Consider the following 15,161-nt stretch of genomic DNA (forward strand, 5'->3'; position numbering starts at 1 on the left):
TCGGTGAGTCCTGGCGGGTGGAGAGTGCTGTTCAGCGGGAGGCGTGGCGGGTCTCGACGGCCAGCGCGGCTGCCGCTACGGCGCCCGTCACCGGGATCGCCAGCGGTGGCATGAACCAGGCGGAGCCGGCGACCACCGCGAACCCGCCGACCAGCAGCAGCGATCCGGCGGGGTCGCGCGCGGTCCGCGCGGCGGCCGCGCGCAGCAGGGCACGCCACGTCGCGCCGGGGTGCCAGGCGGCGGCCGCCCGCAGCACGCTGACCACGGCCCCGATGAAGGCGAGAACGCCCACCGCGCCGACGAACCGCCCGCCGGGCAGCCCGGCCCGTACGGCGGCGAGGTTCAGCCAGAGCAGCCACATTGCGGCGAAGCCGGACAGTCCCACGAGCCAGCCACCGCGAGCCGCGCTGCGGACATCGGCCGTGAACTGCCGCCACCCGGTGGTCTCGTGGCGCAGATGGCGGCGCAGGTGGCGGGCCCCGGCGGCGAAGGCGGCCGGGGCCGTCAGCAGCGGCAGGGCCGCCAGGGTCATCCACACGCCGGTGAGCAGGCACTCGGCGAACACACCGAAACCGGTCGCGAGCCGCGACGTCTGAAACGGGACGGGGCGAGTTGCCACTGCCGGTCAGCCCTTCAGACCTGAAGTCGCCATGCCGTCGATCAGATAGCGCTGGAAGGCGAGGAAGAACGCCAGCACCGGCAGCAGCGCGACCAGCGACATGGCGATCATGCCGCCGTAGTCGGCGACGGCGTCCTGGTCGATGAACATCTTCAGCCCCAGCGCGACCGTGTACTTCTCCGGCTCGTTCAGATAGATTAGCGGGCCCATGAAGTCGTTCCAGGCATTGATGAAGGTGAAGATGGCGCTGGTGATGAGGGCGGGCCGGCACAGCGGAAGCACGATCGACCAGTAGATGCGCAGGTGCCCGCAGCCGTCGAGCCGGGCGGCCTCGTCCAGTTCCCTCGGCAGGTTCCGCATGAACTGGAGCATGAGGAAGACGAAGAAGGCATCGGTGGCGAGGTACTTGCCGAGCAGCAGCGGCACGTAGGTGTTGATCAGTTCCATCTTCTGGAACAGCACGTACTGCGGGATCAGGATGACGTGGTACGGCAGGAGCAGGGTGCCGATCATCAGCGCGAACATCAGGTTCCGCCCGGGGAACCTGATCTTGGCGAAGGCATAGGCCGCGAGCGAGCAGGACAGCAGTACACCGGCGACCGAACCCACCGCGATCAGGGTGGAGTTGATGAAGAACGTGGAGATCGGGATGTCCGCGATGCCCTCGGTCAGCCGCCGGTAGTTGTCCGTGATCGGCTCGGTGGGGAACAGTTCGAGGCTGCCGATGATGTCGCTGCTCGGTTTGAGCGAGCCGCCGACGACCCAGGCGACGGGATAGAGCACCACCGCGAGCAGCGCCAGCGCGCCCAGGTGCCAGAGCAGCGAGCCGGTGCAGCGCCGCCGGGGCGTGGTGAGTGTGTCGCTCATCGGGCCGCCTCCTCGTAGTACACCCAGCGCCGCTGGGACCAGAACAGCACCGCCGTGACCAGGCCGACCGCGATCAGGAGCATCCAGGCCATCGCGGAGGCGAAGCCCATCCGGCTGTTCTCGAAGCCTTGTTGGTACAGGTAGCAGGTGTAGACGAGCGTTGCGTCGGCCGGTCCGCAGCTGCCGTTGCTGACGATGTACGCGGAGCCGAAGATCTGGAACGAATGGATGGTCTCCAGCAGGATGTTGAAGAACATCACCGGCGAGATCATCGGCAGGGTGATGTTCCAGAAGCGCCGCCAGGGCCCGGCGCCGTCGACCTCCGCCGCCTCGTACAGCTCCCGCGGCACCTGCTTGAGGCCCGCCAGGAAGATGACCATCGGTGCCCCGAACTGCCAGACCGTGAGAGCCACCAGGCAGTAGAGGATCCACGCCGGGTCGCCGATCCAGCCGCCCACGTCCATACCGAGGAACGTCTGCGCCCGGTCCACCACCGCCTCGTCGGAGAACAGGGCGCGCCAGACGATGGCGACGGAGACACTGGCGCCGACGAGCGAGGGGGCGTAGAAAGCGGCCCGGTAGAACGACTGCCCACGCCGGCTCTGTGCGAGGAGCAGTGCGATGCCGAGGGCGAGAAGCAGCTTCAGCGGGGTGCCTATGAGGACGTACTTGGCGGTGACCTCGACCGAGGTCCGCCAGCGCGGGTCGGCGAGCATCTCGGAGAAGTTGCCGAAACCGATCCACTTCGGGGAGTCGAAGAGGTTGTAGTCGGTGAACGCGAAGTACAGCGAGGCGACCATGGGTCCTGCGGTGAGCAGCAGGAATCCGGCGATCCAGGGCGACATGAAGAGGTAGCCGACCAGGTCGTCCCGTTTCGCCCTGCCCGGTTGTCCGGCGGCGGGTGCCGCCTCGCTGCCGGACAGTGGCTTGCCCTCCTGTCGCACGGATTTCTCCGCCTGAGTCATGGGTGGGCTTCCCATCACGAGTTGAGCGCCGTCTTCGCCTCGGTGAAGAACTGCTTCACGGAGTCCTCGACGGGTGCCTTGCGGAGCGACATGTCGTTGGCGATCCGCAGGAAGGCCGCCTCCACCACATCGGCGCCGGCCGGGTGCGGGGTGATGGGCTCCAGCACACCGGCGTCGGCTATCTGCTTCTCGTACTCGGCGATCTTCCTGCTGACCGGGTCGGTGGGCCGGAACGCCTCGAACTGCTCGGTGGTCGACAGCACACCCCGGTCGTACCCCATGATCCGGCCGGCCTCCGGGTCGTGGACCATGAAGTCGATGAAGGTCGCTACCTCGGCGGGGTGCTTGGTGCGGGCGCTGCCGCTGAGCATGAGCGAACCGAGGTACTGGCCGGTCCGTTTGCCGTCCTTGGTGGGGATGGGGGCGATGGTGTAGGAACTCTTGCCCTCGGCGCTGTAGCGGGCGGTGAAGTTGTCCCAGGTGAACTCGCCGGCCGCCAGGCCGCCGGCGAGCGCGGACTTGGGCTTGATCTGCTCGACCTTCTTCGGGTCGGCGTACAGTCCGGACTTGATGCGTTTCACCGACTCGGTCCAGTACGGGACGAGATCGCTCTCGTCGAAGCCGAGGTCCTTCTCGGTGAAGAACGCCTTGCCGTTCTGTCGGAGTATCAGGTCGTAGAGGTACATGATGCCGAACGGCCCCGAGTCGCCCGCGATACCGGCCTTGTCGTGGATCCTGATGAGGGCGTCGTCCCAGTCTTCCCAGGTCCAGCCGGGCTCCGGGGTGACGCCCGCCTTCTCGTAGACCTCCTCGTCGATGAGGCAGGCCATCGAGTTGGAACCGACCGGAACGCCGAGCAGTTTGCCGTCGACCTCCCCGAACTTCTCCAGACCGGCCCGGAAGTCGCTCAGGTCGAGGTTGCCCTTCTCCGCCTGGGGAGCGAGGTCGAGCAGCACCCGCTTGGCGTCGTACTTCCTCAGGAAGCCGATCGCGTTCTGGAACACGTCCGGCGGATTGCCGCCTGCGGCCTGGGTGTTGAACTTCTTCCAGAAGTCGCCGTACTGCTGGAAGTCCGTCTTGATCTTGATCTTGGGGTGCTTCTTCTCGAAGAGGACGATGGTCTGATTGATCTTCTTCGCCCGGTCGTCCGCGCCCCACCAGGCGTAGCGGATGGTGACAGGACCGCCGGACGAACCGCTGCCCGCGCCGCAGCCGGCGGCGGTGAGGCCGGCGCCGGCCAGGGACGCACCGGCCGCCTTGAGGAACGTCCGCCTCTCCACATTCCTGGTCATACGCATGATGCACCTTCTCGCCGTAGTTGGATGAAAGCTGGATGAATCGTTTCAGGAAAGCGCTTGCTGCGAAATGTAGGGGCGCCGACAAGACCCGTCAACGGTTCGGACGACACGAAGGAAACCCACACGTCGTCCGAAATACCGAACGCCATACGTGACTTCGGACGGCCAGACCGTAACGGAGCCTTCACATCTGGCGCCAGCCCCCGGCCGGGTCGTTCGACGTATCGCGTGGGGGCACGGCGGCGCCGTGGGGTGGGTCCCTCAGCGCAGGAGACGCTCCCGTACCAGGTGCTGGCTGCGCAGTTCCCCCAGGACCAGCCCGGCGTACTCGGTCGCGCCGCGCACCGAGGTGTGGGTGTTGTCGCGCTTCTCCGCGGTCAGGTAGAGCGGCTTGGACGCCTCGTAGCCGAGTTCCTCCACGCGCGCCTTGGTGAGCGCGGTGAGATCCACCAGCCCGGTGCCCAAACGCGCCGCCAGCGCGCGTATCTCGGCCGGATGGTCCACACCGAGGCCGTTGACCAGCAGGGCGGTGTTGTTGTCGAGAGTGCCGTCAGCGTTGAACCACCGGCGGACGATGGGCGTCACGAGGACCGGCCGGCCGCCGCGCTCGCGTACTCCTTCCACCAGTGTGGTGAGGTTGGCGCGGTAGGTGGCCGCGTCGGTCTGCTTGTCGTTGTGCGCGAGCTGGATCAGCACCAGGTCGCCGTGTTCGACGAGCGGCTGGACGGACGGGAAGAGCGCCGGGTGCCGCAGGTAGCTCTCGCTGCTCTCACCGGAGTCGCCGTAGTTGGCGACCGCCGCACCGCGCCTCAGGAACTGGGGCAGTTGCTGACCCCAGCCGGAGTACGGTTCGCCCGGCTGGTCGCACACCGTCGAGTCCCCGATGAGCAGGATCTTGCGGGCGTGGGGCGCGGGGGTGACCCGGACCGCGGCGACGGCGGGAGCCGCTCCCGCGAAGGTGAGGTCCAGACCCGGGGTGCCGGCCGGGCCCGTGGGTTCGCCCTCCGGGTCGCGGACGTTGACGGTGAAGCTGCGGTGCGTGCGCCGCCCCGGCGCCGTGGCGGTCTCCGCCAGCATGGTGCGGCGGGCCTCGGCGAGGACGGAGGTGCTGCCCGCGCTCTTTCCGCCGAGGGTGACCGATACGTCGTACGTGCCCGGTGCGACGTCGAAATGGCAGACGACGGGCGCGGTTCCCGTGCAGTGGCCGAGTCCTCCCCCGCGCCCGCCGCTGTGGGGCACGGCTCCGGCGGGCACGGCGGTCAGGCAGCCGAGGGTGGCCGTCAGGGCGACCAGCATGGCGGTGCGTTTCATGCGCGCTCCTTCATCAACGGGTGGTACGAAGGGAGTTGGCGGGGTGGTCATCGGCCGCTGTAGCGGATGCTCGGCGCGGGCGGGGTCCGCATCCCGGCGCCGATGAAGAAGCCGGGGTGCGGCGGCTGGTTGTAGCCGGTGTTCTGCCACGCGACCGCCGTGCGGTACTGCGGGTCGTGCATCAGGGTGCGCAGCCTCAACTCCGCCCGGTCGGTGGTGGTGTGGATGCGCAGAGCGGTGCTGTCCTCGTTCCGCCAGATGATCTCCTCGCGCCAGTCGCCGATGAGGTCGGCCTGCAGGACGGGCGTTCCCTTGGTGTGGTTGTTGGACAGCGTGCCGTCGGCGCGGAGGATCTCCACGGCCTCCTGCCGGCCCGGGTGCCACTTGCTGATGGTGCCGACGCCGTGGCCGGCCTGCTCGTCGAAGTCGTGGTCGACGATCTCGCGGAGCGGGTCACCGTCCCACCAGGCCGCGAAGTTCGCCGCCGGAATGCGCGTACCGAGCAGGGTGGAGTCGGCGGCTCTCATCTCCCCCTCGCGGGAGTTCCACACACCGTCGGAGGTGACGGCCCACGACTCGGCGCCGGGGTGTGCGGGGTCGATGTCGCCGGTCGCGGCCCGGCCGGTGTCCTGGTCGGCGGGCATCGACCACAGCACCTTTCCGGTGCGCGCGTCGCGCATGGTCGCCCCGCGGTTGCCGCTGTCGGTCATGCTCTCGTGTGCGGCGAAGACCTCGAGGCCGCCGCGGGCGGGGGCGAAGTCGCCGACGTGGAGGGCGTCCCCGTGGCCGAGTCCGGTGCTGTAGAGGCCCGTTCCGTCGTCGTCGACGGTCGCGGAACCGAAGACGATCTCGTCCTTCTGGTCGCCGTCGACATCGGCGACGGACATCTGGTGGTTGCCCTGGCCGGCGTACGCGCCGTTGCCCGCGTCCTCGGAGTCGAAGGTCCAGCGTTTCCGCAGGCCGGTGCCGTCGAAGTCGTAGGCCGCGATCACCGCCCGCGTGTAGTAGCCGCGGCTGAAGACGACGCTGGGTCTCTCACCGTCGAGGTAGGCGACGGAGGCGAGGAAGCGGTCGACCCGGTTGCCGTAGCCGTCGCCCCACGCGGCGACCTCACCGCGCGGCGGGTCGTACGGCACGGTGTCGACGGCCTCGCCGGTCAGTCCGTCGAAGACGGTCAGGAACTCGGCGCCCCGCAGGATGTAGCCGCTGGAGTCGCGGTGGTCGAGGCCGGGGTCGCCGATGGCCGTGCCCGCGCCGTCGGTGGTGCCGTCGGCGGTCTTCATGACGACCTCGGCCCTGCCGTCCCCGTCCAGGTCGTAGACCATGGGCATCGTGTAGTGCGCACCGGCACGGATGTTCCTGCCGAGGCCGATCCGCCACAGTCGGGTGCCGTCGAGACGGTACGCGTCGAGGTACACGAGGCCCGTGTAGCCGCTCTTGGAGTTGTCCTTGGCGTTGGTGGGCTGCCACAGCTGGAAGATCTCGTACGTGCCGTCTCCGTCCGCGTCTCCCGCACTCGCGTCGCCGGCGGTGTAGGAGTACGGCTGACCGTCCTCGGTGTGGTCGTCGGCCGGCCTGTCGAGGGGCACATCGCGGTACTGCCGAGACCACACCCCGAACTCGGCCGTGGTGCGGTGCCGTGGGTCCCCGCCGCGCGCCACGATCCGGTAGGCCGAGTCGGCGCCGCCCTCCGGGTCGGTGTAGTCGGTGCTCCCGGTGACCGGCTCGCGGTTGATCCTCTTCCCGTCGCGGTACACGTCGAACGAGATGCCCGACGGGTCGAGTCCGAGCATCCGCCAGCCGATGTACACCCCGTCGCCCGCGGCCACGGCGACGGGGGCGCGATCCAGCCGCTCCATCCCGCGGACCAGGGTGGTCACGGCGGGCGTGGTGAGCGCGGCGGACCGCCCGGACACGCCGCCGGCGTTCACGGAGGCCACGGTGTAGTGGTATTCGACGGTGGTCAGGACGTCGTTGTCGGTGTACCGGGTGCGGTCGGTCGTGCCGATGAGCGTATGAGGGCCGTCCTTCTGCTCGGCACGGTAGACCTGGTAGTACAGCGCCCGCGGGGCCCGCTTCCAGCGGAGCGACAGTTCGTTCTTGCCGGCCTTGCCGTGGAGCCTCAGCCCGGCGGGCACTGCCGCCTTCGCCACGGCCGGGTCGACGGCCACGACCGCGAGCGGCTGGGAGCGTACGGACTCCTGCCCCGAGGCGTCGACCGTCGTGACGGCGTAGAGGTGTTCCAGCCCGACGCCGGCTCCGGTGTCGGTGTACGACGGGCGCTCCGTCTGGGCCAGTTGCCGCATCCGGTCGCCGTCCTTGCGGTAGATCCGGTAGGCGGTGGCCTCCTCGGAGGCGTCCCAGGCCAGGTCGACCGTGGCCGTCTCCCCCGCGATGTCGAGGCCCGTCAGGGCGAGCCCGCTCGGGGAGGTGAGGACGGGGGTGACGTCCAGTCCGTTGAGGTGGGCGGTCTGACCGCTGATCACCACGTTCAGCTGTCCGTCGGTGACCTCGATCCCGTTGAACGCACGCTCCGTGATCTTTCTGCTCGCGGAGACCTGCCCCACGTTTCTGCCTTCGACGGTGAGGTCGGTCCTGGCGGTGCCGAGGGTGTCGCCGACATGGGCGTTGAGCGCGTACCGGCCGTTGGGTACGTCGAGTCTGAACTCGTAGCGACCACCGAAGTGGGCGACGAAATCGCGCTCCAGGTCGCCGGTGCCCTCGCCTCGATCACGCTCGATCATGCCGGTCGCGTCGGCGAGTCCGTGACCGCGCTCAGGTGTGTAGGCGGTGGTGCGGGTGACCTCGGTGTACCCGGCGGCGAGCGGGGCGCCGGCCGGCTGGAAGTCGAACCGGTACCGGGGCGTACGGGTCGTGAGGCGCAGCACGTCGGAGGGCGCGGAGTCGCCGCGGCCGTTGACGGCCACCACCCGGATGTCGTACGCACGGCCCGCTGCCAGGCCCGACAGCTCGGCCCGGGGCAGGACAGAGGTGCCCGCGAGCGTATAGGCGTCGTCGCCCTGGGCTGCTTCCTTGCGGAGCACCCGGTAGATGTCCGTGCCCGGTGTGGCGGCCCAGGAGAGCTCGGCCCCGGAGCCGGTGACGCTGCGCGTGGTGAGTCCGGTGGGCTTCGGGGGGACGCGGTCGGGGAGTTCGGTCCCCTTGACCTGGTGCGACAGCGGCAGGTCGAGTGCGGCTGTCCCGTCCGCCACCAGCCGGGCCATCCGGATGGCGCCGTACTCCTGGAAATGGGTGTCGTCGGTGGTGCCGGCGGGCCGGTTCGGGTACACCCCGGCCGGTACGTGCAGGAAGACGGACTTCGCCTCCTGTGGTCCGACGGTGTCGAGGTATGCGCGGCTGAGAGCGGAAAGGTCGACCAGAGCGGTGTTCTCCTCGGCGGCGAGCTGCTTCATCGCGGCCACGTACTCGGGGAAGGAGACGTTGAACATGCCGGTGGCCGGGTCGAAGGACCGCCGGGACACCGGTGTGACGAGGATCGGTGTGGCGCCGCGCTGCCGGGCGCCCTCGACGTAGGTGCGCAGGTACTCCTTGTAGTCCGCGGGGGAGGCGTACCGGTCGTCGACTCCCTTGGTGGCGTCGTTGTGGCCGAACTGCACCATGAAGAAGTCGCCGGGCCGCAGCGCCAGCAGCACGGCGTCCAGGCGGCCCTGGGTGAGGAAGTTCTTCGAACTGCGGCCGCCGATGGCGTGGTTGTCGAAGGTCACCCGGTCGGTGAAGAAACGACTGATCATCTGGCCCCAGCCGGCCTGCGGCGCCCAGTACGGGTCGTACGTCTGGACGGTGGAGTCACCGGCGAGGTGGACGGTGGGGAGGGTGCCGGGTGTCCGGGCCGGCCGGCGGGTTACGGCCAGGGCGTTGATCTTCGCGGCCGTGCCGGAGAAGTCGAGCGTCAACTGCTCGTCCACCAGCGCGATGTCGAACGACATCTCGAGGTACTGGCCGGCCTGCTTCGCCGTGGGCCGCACCTTCACCATCGACTCGGCTGTGACGGCGATGTCCGTGGCGGCGTCGGCGTCGCCCGCCACGAGCGAGACCGTGTAGTCACCGGGTGGCAGGTCCACCAGGAAGGAGGTCCGCTCGACGGTGACGAAGTCGGAGCGCAGCGGGTCGTCCGTCGCCCGGTCGGCCGAGGTGACCGCCGTCGTGTCGACGAAGCCGAAGCCGGCCTCGCGGGTGTAGGCGGCCGCTTCCGGCACTCTGGTCCAGCCTGCCGAGACAGCGCTCGTCGCGGTGCCGAAGTCGAAGGCCCTGAGCCGGGCGGTCTCGGCGGCGGACGCCGAGGGCGCCGGTACGCCGGCAAGAACCGGCAGCAGGGCGGCGCAGATCAGGACCGCTGCGCACCGCCGTCGCCTCCATCTTCGGCCCGGGCCACGTCTTGGGGACATACCTGCCTCCGGTCTCATCTGTGCGGCTCCATGAATCGATTCATCTTCACTCAACGCTCGAACCGCTGTGGCAGAGGAATGCGGGGTGCCTCGGCGGCGGGAAGCGCGCAGGCTGGGCATGGGCAGGTTCCCAACAGTTCATCACCAGGTCAACCCTTGTACAGCAAGGAAGTTGTGCGACGTCCGGATGATGGGACCCTGGCCTCGGACCCGTTGACGCTCCGGTGGCCGCCTGGCCACAATGCCCGGACGAAACGCCCGGACGCCTCCCGGATTGAATCCATCAAATTCTTCGGAAGCCCTCGACCTCACGGGATGGTCATGCGATCTCGCAGCGTACGCACACTGCTTGTCCCACTCCTCGCGTTTCTGGCCCTGGTGGCGTACACCCACGTTCTGGGCGCGCCGGCCAGTTCCGCACACGCCGGGCCGCGCCACCTGGAGGACCCACCGCAACCCGCCTACGCCGGCTACCTCTTCACCTACTTCACCGGCGAGGGCAAGGCCGACGGCGAGCAGATCCGGATGGCGCTCAGCGAGGGCGACGACCCCCTGCGGTGGCGGGAACTCAACGGCGGCAAGCCCGTACTGACCTCGGATCTCGGCGAGCGGGGCGTGCGCGATCCGTTCCTCGTACGGTCGTCCCCCAGCGGCAAGCGGTTCTTCCTGATCGCCACCGACCTGCGCATGCACGCGGGCAGCAGCGGCAGCTGGGACGAGGTGCAGCGCACCGGCAGCAGGTCGATCGTGGTCTGGGAGTCCAGGGACCTCGTGCGCTGGACCGGCCCGCGCCTGGTGGAGGTGTCCTCCGAGGCGGCGGGCAACACCTGGGCGCCCGAGGCGTACTACGACCCGACGATCGGCCGCTACGTGGTGTTCTGGGCCTCGAAGCTGTACCCCGAGGACGACCCGGAACACACCGGCTCGACCTACAACAGGATGCTGTACGCGACGACCAGGGACTTCCGCACGTTCAGCGAACCCAAGGTGTGGAACGACCCGGGCTACTCGGTCATCGACTCGACCGTGATCAGCCACGAAGGGGTGTACCACCGCTTCACCAAGGACGAGCGTGATCCGTCCTCCGGCTCACCCTGCTCGAAGTTCATCACCCAGGAAAGGTCGGCGAACCTGCGGTCGCCCTCGTACGGCTTCGTCGCCGACTGCATCGGCAAGGGCGCCGTGGAGCGCGGCGAGGGACCGACGGTCTTCAAGTCGAACACCGAGGACAAGTGGTACCTGTTCGTCGACGAGTTCGGCGGGCGGGGGTACGTGCCGTTCGAAACCACCGACCTCGACTCCGGCCGGTGGACCGCGTCCAGGGACTACGACCTGCCCGCCGGTCCGCGGCACGGCAGCGTGACGCCGGTGACCCGGGCGGAGTACGACCGGCTGCTGCGCCGGCTCGGCGGCTGAGGCGCGCCGCTCCCGCCCGGGGCCCCTCGCCCCTCGTTCCGGAGCGGCTCCGTGCCCGGCGGCGTACGGCGGAGCGGTCCCGCTCACCGCGTTGGACGCGAGGGCGCTGCGCCGCAGGCTCATCGGGCGGAGGGGCGGAGGGGCGGAGAGCGGGGGCGGGGCGGGGCTCGTCGGAGCCCGCCCCGCCGCAATGCGCCGTGTGTCAGCGGTGGTTGAACCAGTTCGCCGCCGGAAGCAGCTTGTTGTCGTAGCCGAACAGGGCCTGGTTCTCCCAGCCGTTGCCGGACGAGGGGTCGGCCGGGTCCCAGCCGTTGCCCGTGACAGCCGTCCAGGTGGGGTCCCAGTACAGGACGCCCAGACCACGGCCGTTCGGCACGGCCTCGACCACGTTCATCACATCGCGCAGCCAGGCCGACTGCCCTGCGGCGCTCGCCGGGTAGCCGGGGAGCAGCTCACTGCTCAGGTCGATGATGTTCTCATGACTGTCCAAGCTGTCGAGGCGGAAGGGGTAGGCGGTCTCGGCCACCACGACCGGCTTGTCGTAGCGGGCGGAGATGTCGTCGAGGTTGGCCTGCAGGTCGGACAGGTCTCCGTGCCAGTAGCCGTAGAAGGACAGTCCGATGATGTCGAAGTTCACGCCCTGCGCGGTCGCGTTGTCGAACCACCAGCGGTAGAGGCCGTTGTCGCCGCCGTGAGCCAGGTGCAGGACGGTCTGCGTCGATGACGAGACCGCCTTGGCCGCGTTGATGCCGGACTTGAGCAGGCCGGCGGTCTGGTTCCAGTTGTCCGTGGACCCCTCGGGCCACAGCATGCCGGTGTTGATCTCGTTGCCGATCTGCACCATGTCGGCGGTGGTGCCCTGCGCCTTCAAGGCGCTCAGCACGTCGTACGTGTGGTCATAGACGTCCGTGGTGAGCTGGTTGTACGAGTGCGAGGCCCAGGCCGCGGGCTTCGTCTGGGCACCCGGGTCGGCCCAGACGTCGGAGTAGTGGAAGTCGACCAGCAGCTTCATGCCCCGGTCCTTGATGCGCTGTGCCATCTGCAGCACCCGCGCCTTGTCGTTGTAGCCGTCGGCGGGGTCGACCCAGACCTTGAGCCTGCCGTAGTTGGCACCGGCGGACTCGAGGATGCCGAGAGCGTCCCCGGTCGTGCCCCCGCCGGTGCGGTAGGTGCCACCGAAGTCCTCGCTCTTCTTCAGCATCGACACGTCGACACCCTTGACGCCGAGCCCGGTCGATCCCGGTGTGAAGGAGAGATCGTCGACGTTGAGCCAGTTCCCGGCCTTGGCATCGGAGTTGATACTGACGGTGCACTGCCCGCCGGTCACCTTCACCGAGGTGACGAGGCGAATCCACGCGCCGTTGGGAGTGACCGGCAGATCGGTGCGCTGCTCGGCGGACCCGCAGTTGCGCAGGGCGAGGTACGCGGAGTTCTGACCGCCGCTCGACCGCACCCAGGCGCTGAGCTTGTAAGTACCGTTGCTGAGCCCCGACAGGTACTGGTACGTCTCGACCTTGTACGCGGAAGACGCCCAGTGGGCGAGACGGTTGCTGCCGCTGCGTCCGCCTGGCTCGGCGTACGAGGCCGCGTTCTGTCCGGCGACGGAGTAGGTGGACCAGCCCGACGTGCCTGATTCGAAGCCGGTGTTGGTGAGCGTGGAGGCGGCGCCGGCCGACTGACCGGGCAGCGCGGTGATCAGCAGGGCGCCGAGCACGGGCAGGACTGCGGCTCTGAGTGTTCTGCCGATGGTGCGGCGTCTGGCTGCGTGCATCGTCGAGTCCCTTCGACGGCGGAGGGCGGGAGTAGGTGGTGAGGTTGGTGCGGTGGTGCACCCGGGGGCGGCCGGCGGCTCGGCGGCCGCCCCCGGGGGTTCTGGGGGTGTCAGGCGTCAAGCCGTACGACCTTCACGGCGCCGGCCGGGACGGTGAGGTGCCCGGCGGCACGTTCACCGCCGAGAAGTTCGGTGCCGGGGGTCGCCAGCGGCACTTTGGTGTCCTGCGTCGTGTGGTTGATGGCGAAGAGGTACTCGCCGCTGTCGCCTGAGCGGCGTACCAGCTCGACATCGCAGGGCAGTTCCGTACGGGGGGCGATGCCGGCGTCCTCGCATGCGGCGTTGAGGATGGTGTTCAGCGCGAGCGGGTCGAGCCGGGTGGAGACGTACCAGGCGGTGCCTTTGCCGAGGCGGTGACGGGTGACGGCGGGGCTGCCCCCGGCCGGCCCGTCGGCGTACGTCCATACGGTCTCGGCGCCGCGCGGCACTACGAACTCGGTCCACACGTCGGCGGTGAGCGATGCCTGTTGAGGGCCGGTGATCCGTACCGTCTCGCCTTCACCGAGCGGCGACCACTCTTCGACGGTCAGGCCCAGTACGTCGCGCAGCGCGCCCGGGTAAGGGCCCGGATGCACGGCGTCGTGCTCGTCGACGATCCCGGAGAAGTACGAGACGAGGAGGGTGCCGCCGGTCTCGACGTAGCGCCGGAGGTTGTCCCCGGCGGTCTCGGTGGCGAGGTACAGGGCAGGGACGACGACCAGCGGATAGGCGGCCAAGTCGGCCTCGGGGTGGGCGAAGTCGACGGTCAGGTGGCGGTCGTAGAGCGTTTCGTAGAAGGTGTCGGCGCGCTCACGCGCGTCGTGGTCCTCGCTGGGGCGCCATTCCAGGCTCTGTGCCCACCAGGACGTCCAGTCCCACACCATGGCGGCGTCGGGAACGGTTCGGGTGCCGCGCAGCGCGGCGAGGGAGTCGATGTCGGTGCCGAGCCGGACCACTTCGCGCCAGATCCGGGAGTCGGTGCCGGCGTGCGGCAGCATCGCGGAGTGGAACTTCTCGGCGCCCTTGCGGGACTGGCGCCACTGGAAGAACATGGCGCCTTCGGAGCCGCGGGCCACATGGGCGAGGGAGTTGAGGGCCATTTCGCCGGGGCGCTTGGCGGGATTGCGGGGCTGCCAGTTGACGCCGCTGGTGGAGTGTTCGAGCAGCAGCCAGGGCGCGCCGCCCGCGACCGAGCGGGTGAGGTCGGCGGCCATGGCGAGGTTGACGTGCGTACGCCGGCCGTCGGTGATCAGGTAGTGGTCGTTGGTGACCAGGTCGACCTCGCGGCCCCAGGCCCAGTAGTCGACCGTGTCGCACTGGCTCAGCGCGGTCATGAAGTTGGTGGTGACGGGGACGCCTGGGGACAGCCGGTGCAGGATGTCCCGCTCGCCGCAGAAGTTCTCGCGCATGGTGGCGTCGGCGAAGCGGCGGTAGTCGAGCTGCTGGGCCGGGTTGCCGGTGGTGGGGGTGATGCGCGGCGGGTCGATGTGCTCGTACACGGTGTAGCGCTGGCCCCAGAAGGCGGTGCCCCAGGCCTCGTTGACTGCCTCGATCGTCCCGTAGCGCGCTTCGAGCCAGCGGCGGAAGTGTGCGGCGCAGTTGTCGCCGCAGTAGCAGGCGCTGACGGGCACGCCGTACTCGTTGTGGACGTGCCACATCGCGAGGGCCGGGTGCCCGGCGTACCTCCGGGCAAGCTCGGTGGTGATGCGTGCGGCGGCCTCGCGGTAGGCGGGGCTGCTGTGGCAGATCGCGCCGCGTGAGCCGAATGCGTACCGCATGCCCTCACGGCTGACCGGCAGGGCGTCGGGGTGAGCGCGGTAGAACCACGCGGGCGGGGCGACCGTGGGCGTTGCGAGGTCGACGCGGATGCCGTTCTCGTGCAACAGGTCCAGCAACCGGTCGAGCCAGCCGAAGTCGTAGACGCCGGGCTCCGGTTCGAGCAAGCCCCAGGAGAAAACCCCCACGCTGACCATGGTGACCCCGGCCTCGCGCATCAGCCGGACATCCTCGTGCCAGACACTTTCCGGCCATTGCTCGGGGTTGTAGTCCCCGCCGAAGGCGAGCCGGTTCAGGCCCTGGGGAGTGGTCTCCGGCATGAATCTCTCCTGAAGCGTCGGAAAATCAAACATCTGGGAACGTACACACATCCAGCTCGATGCAATGGCGCAACATAACCGCACAGGAACAACCATTGACAAGTGCCTGGGACGTTTCTCTGCTGTGAACGCTCACAGATGCAGAGCGGCCACCGTCGTCACCCTCGGCGCGAGAGCGGCCAGTACGTCCCTGCCCGGTCCGGCAGGCTCGTCGCAGGCCTGGGCTCCGTCCGGCCCCTTGGCTCCGCCAGGGCGCCATCCGGCCACCGAGCCTGTTTCCACCTGTTCACATGCCCGAATCTGTTTACTTCACCGATTTCCGAGCGTAGTCTCCACGAAAACCACAGGCTCGGTCATGGAACGGATGTAAAAC

General features: G+C 69.0%; 8 protein-coding genes and 1 pseudogene. 1 reads left to right on the plus strand and 8 read right to left on the minus strand.

Features of this window, described 5'->3' with window-relative positions:
• Window positions 1-31: 31 nt before the first annotated feature.
• The 6 genes from AC1P0E_RS01700 to AC1P0E_RS01725 all read right to left on the minus strand — a co-directional run bounded on the left by AC1P0E_RS01700 (window position 32) and on the right by AC1P0E_RS01725 (window position 9,586).
• The gene (locus AC1P0E_RS01700) at window positions 32-619 is read right to left on the minus strand and encodes a hypothetical protein (protein ID WP_482740356.1); all 588 of its coding nucleotides are present in this window, start codon (window positions 617-619) and stop codon (window positions 32-34) included.
• A 6-nt stretch (window positions 620-625) separates the two neighbouring features.
• Window positions 626-1,486 carry a carbohydrate ABC transporter permease gene (locus tag AC1P0E_RS01705; RefSeq protein ID WP_482740357.1) on the minus strand — a complete coding sequence of 287 codons (861 nt, stop codon included), beginning with the start codon at window positions 1,484-1,486 and terminating at the stop codon, window positions 626-628.
• Entirely contained in the window at window positions 1,483-2,451 is a 969-nt protein-coding gene (locus AC1P0E_RS01710; protein WP_482740358.1) for a carbohydrate ABC transporter permease, read from the minus strand. The genes AC1P0E_RS01705 and AC1P0E_RS01710 overlap by 4 nt, the downstream gene beginning before the upstream one ends.
• Before the next feature lie 14 nt (window positions 2,452-2,465).
• Window positions 2,466-3,749 (minus strand): ABC transporter substrate-binding protein, encoded by a 1,284-nt coding sequence (locus AC1P0E_RS01715; RefSeq protein WP_482740359.1) that lies wholly within the window; start codon window positions 3,747-3,749, stop codon window positions 2,466-2,468.
• A 261-nt stretch (window positions 3,750-4,010) separates the two neighbouring features.
• Window positions 4,011-5,060: a rhamnogalacturonan acetylesterase gene (locus AC1P0E_RS01720; protein WP_482740360.1), complete on the minus strand. Its 1,050-nt coding sequence runs from the start codon at window positions 5,058-5,060 to the stop codon at window positions 4,011-4,013.
• A 47-nt stretch (window positions 5,061-5,107) separates the two neighbouring features.
• Window positions 5,108-9,586, minus strand: a complete 4,479-nt coding sequence (locus AC1P0E_RS01725; protein WP_482740361.1) for a rhamnogalacturonan lyase family protein — start codon at window positions 9,584-9,586, stop codon at window positions 5,108-5,110.
• A 201-nt stretch (window positions 9,587-9,787) separates the two neighbouring features.
• On the opposite strand from AC1P0E_RS01725, the pseudogene AC1P0E_RS01730 reads away from it, so the two are divergent.
• Window positions 9,788-10,864, plus strand: a pseudogene (locus AC1P0E_RS01730) (glycoside hydrolase family 43 protein); the annotation flags it as partial.
• A gap of 220 nt (window positions 10,865-11,084) precedes the next feature.
• Here the strand turns inward: AC1P0E_RS01730 and AC1P0E_RS01735 are convergent.
• Both AC1P0E_RS01735 and AC1P0E_RS01740 read right to left on the minus strand, forming a co-directional pair.
• Window positions 11,085-12,653, minus strand: coding sequence for a glycoside hydrolase family 53 protein (locus AC1P0E_RS01735; RefSeq protein ID WP_482740362.1), 1,569 nt, complete (start codon window positions 12,651-12,653; stop codon window positions 11,085-11,087).
• Window positions 12,654-12,763: 110 nt separating this feature from the next.
• The gene (locus AC1P0E_RS01740) at window positions 12,764-14,788 is read right to left on the minus strand and encodes a beta-galactosidase (protein ID WP_482740363.1); all 2,025 of its coding nucleotides are present in this window, start codon (window positions 14,786-14,788) and stop codon (window positions 12,764-12,766) included.
• Between the last annotated feature and the right edge of the window lie 373 nt (window positions 14,789-15,161).

Source organism: Streptomyces sp. TRD_SC_5 (assembly GCF_056836825.1).

Bases quoted from the DNA above. Each gene is read 5' to 3' on its own strand.
- AC1P0E_RS01710 (WP_482740358.1), bottom strand. From the start codon at position 2,451: ATGACTCAGGCGGAGAAATCCGTGCGACAGGAGGGCAAGCCACTGTCC.
- AC1P0E_RS01720 (WP_482740360.1), bottom strand. From the start codon at position 5,060: ATGAAACGCACCGCCATGCTGGTCGCCCTGACGGCCACCCTCGGCTGC.
- AC1P0E_RS01705 (WP_482740357.1), bottom strand. From the start codon at position 1,486: ATGAGCGACACACTCACCACGCCCCGGCGGCGCTGCACCGGCTCGCTG.
- AC1P0E_RS01735 (WP_482740362.1), bottom strand. From the start codon at position 12,653: ATGCACGCAGCCAGACGCCGCACCATCGGCAGAACACTCAGAGCCGCA.
- AC1P0E_RS01740 (WP_482740363.1), bottom strand. From the start codon at position 14,788: ATGCCGGAGACCACTCCCCAGGGCCTGAACCGGCTCGCCTTCGGCGGG.
- AC1P0E_RS01715 (WP_482740359.1), bottom strand. From the start codon at position 3,749: ATGCGTATGACCAGGAATGTGGAGAGGCGGACGTTCCTCAAGGCGGCC.
- AC1P0E_RS01725 (WP_482740361.1), bottom strand. From the start codon at position 9,586: ATGCCCAGCCTGCGCGCTTCCCGCCGCCGAGGCACCCCGCATTCCTCT.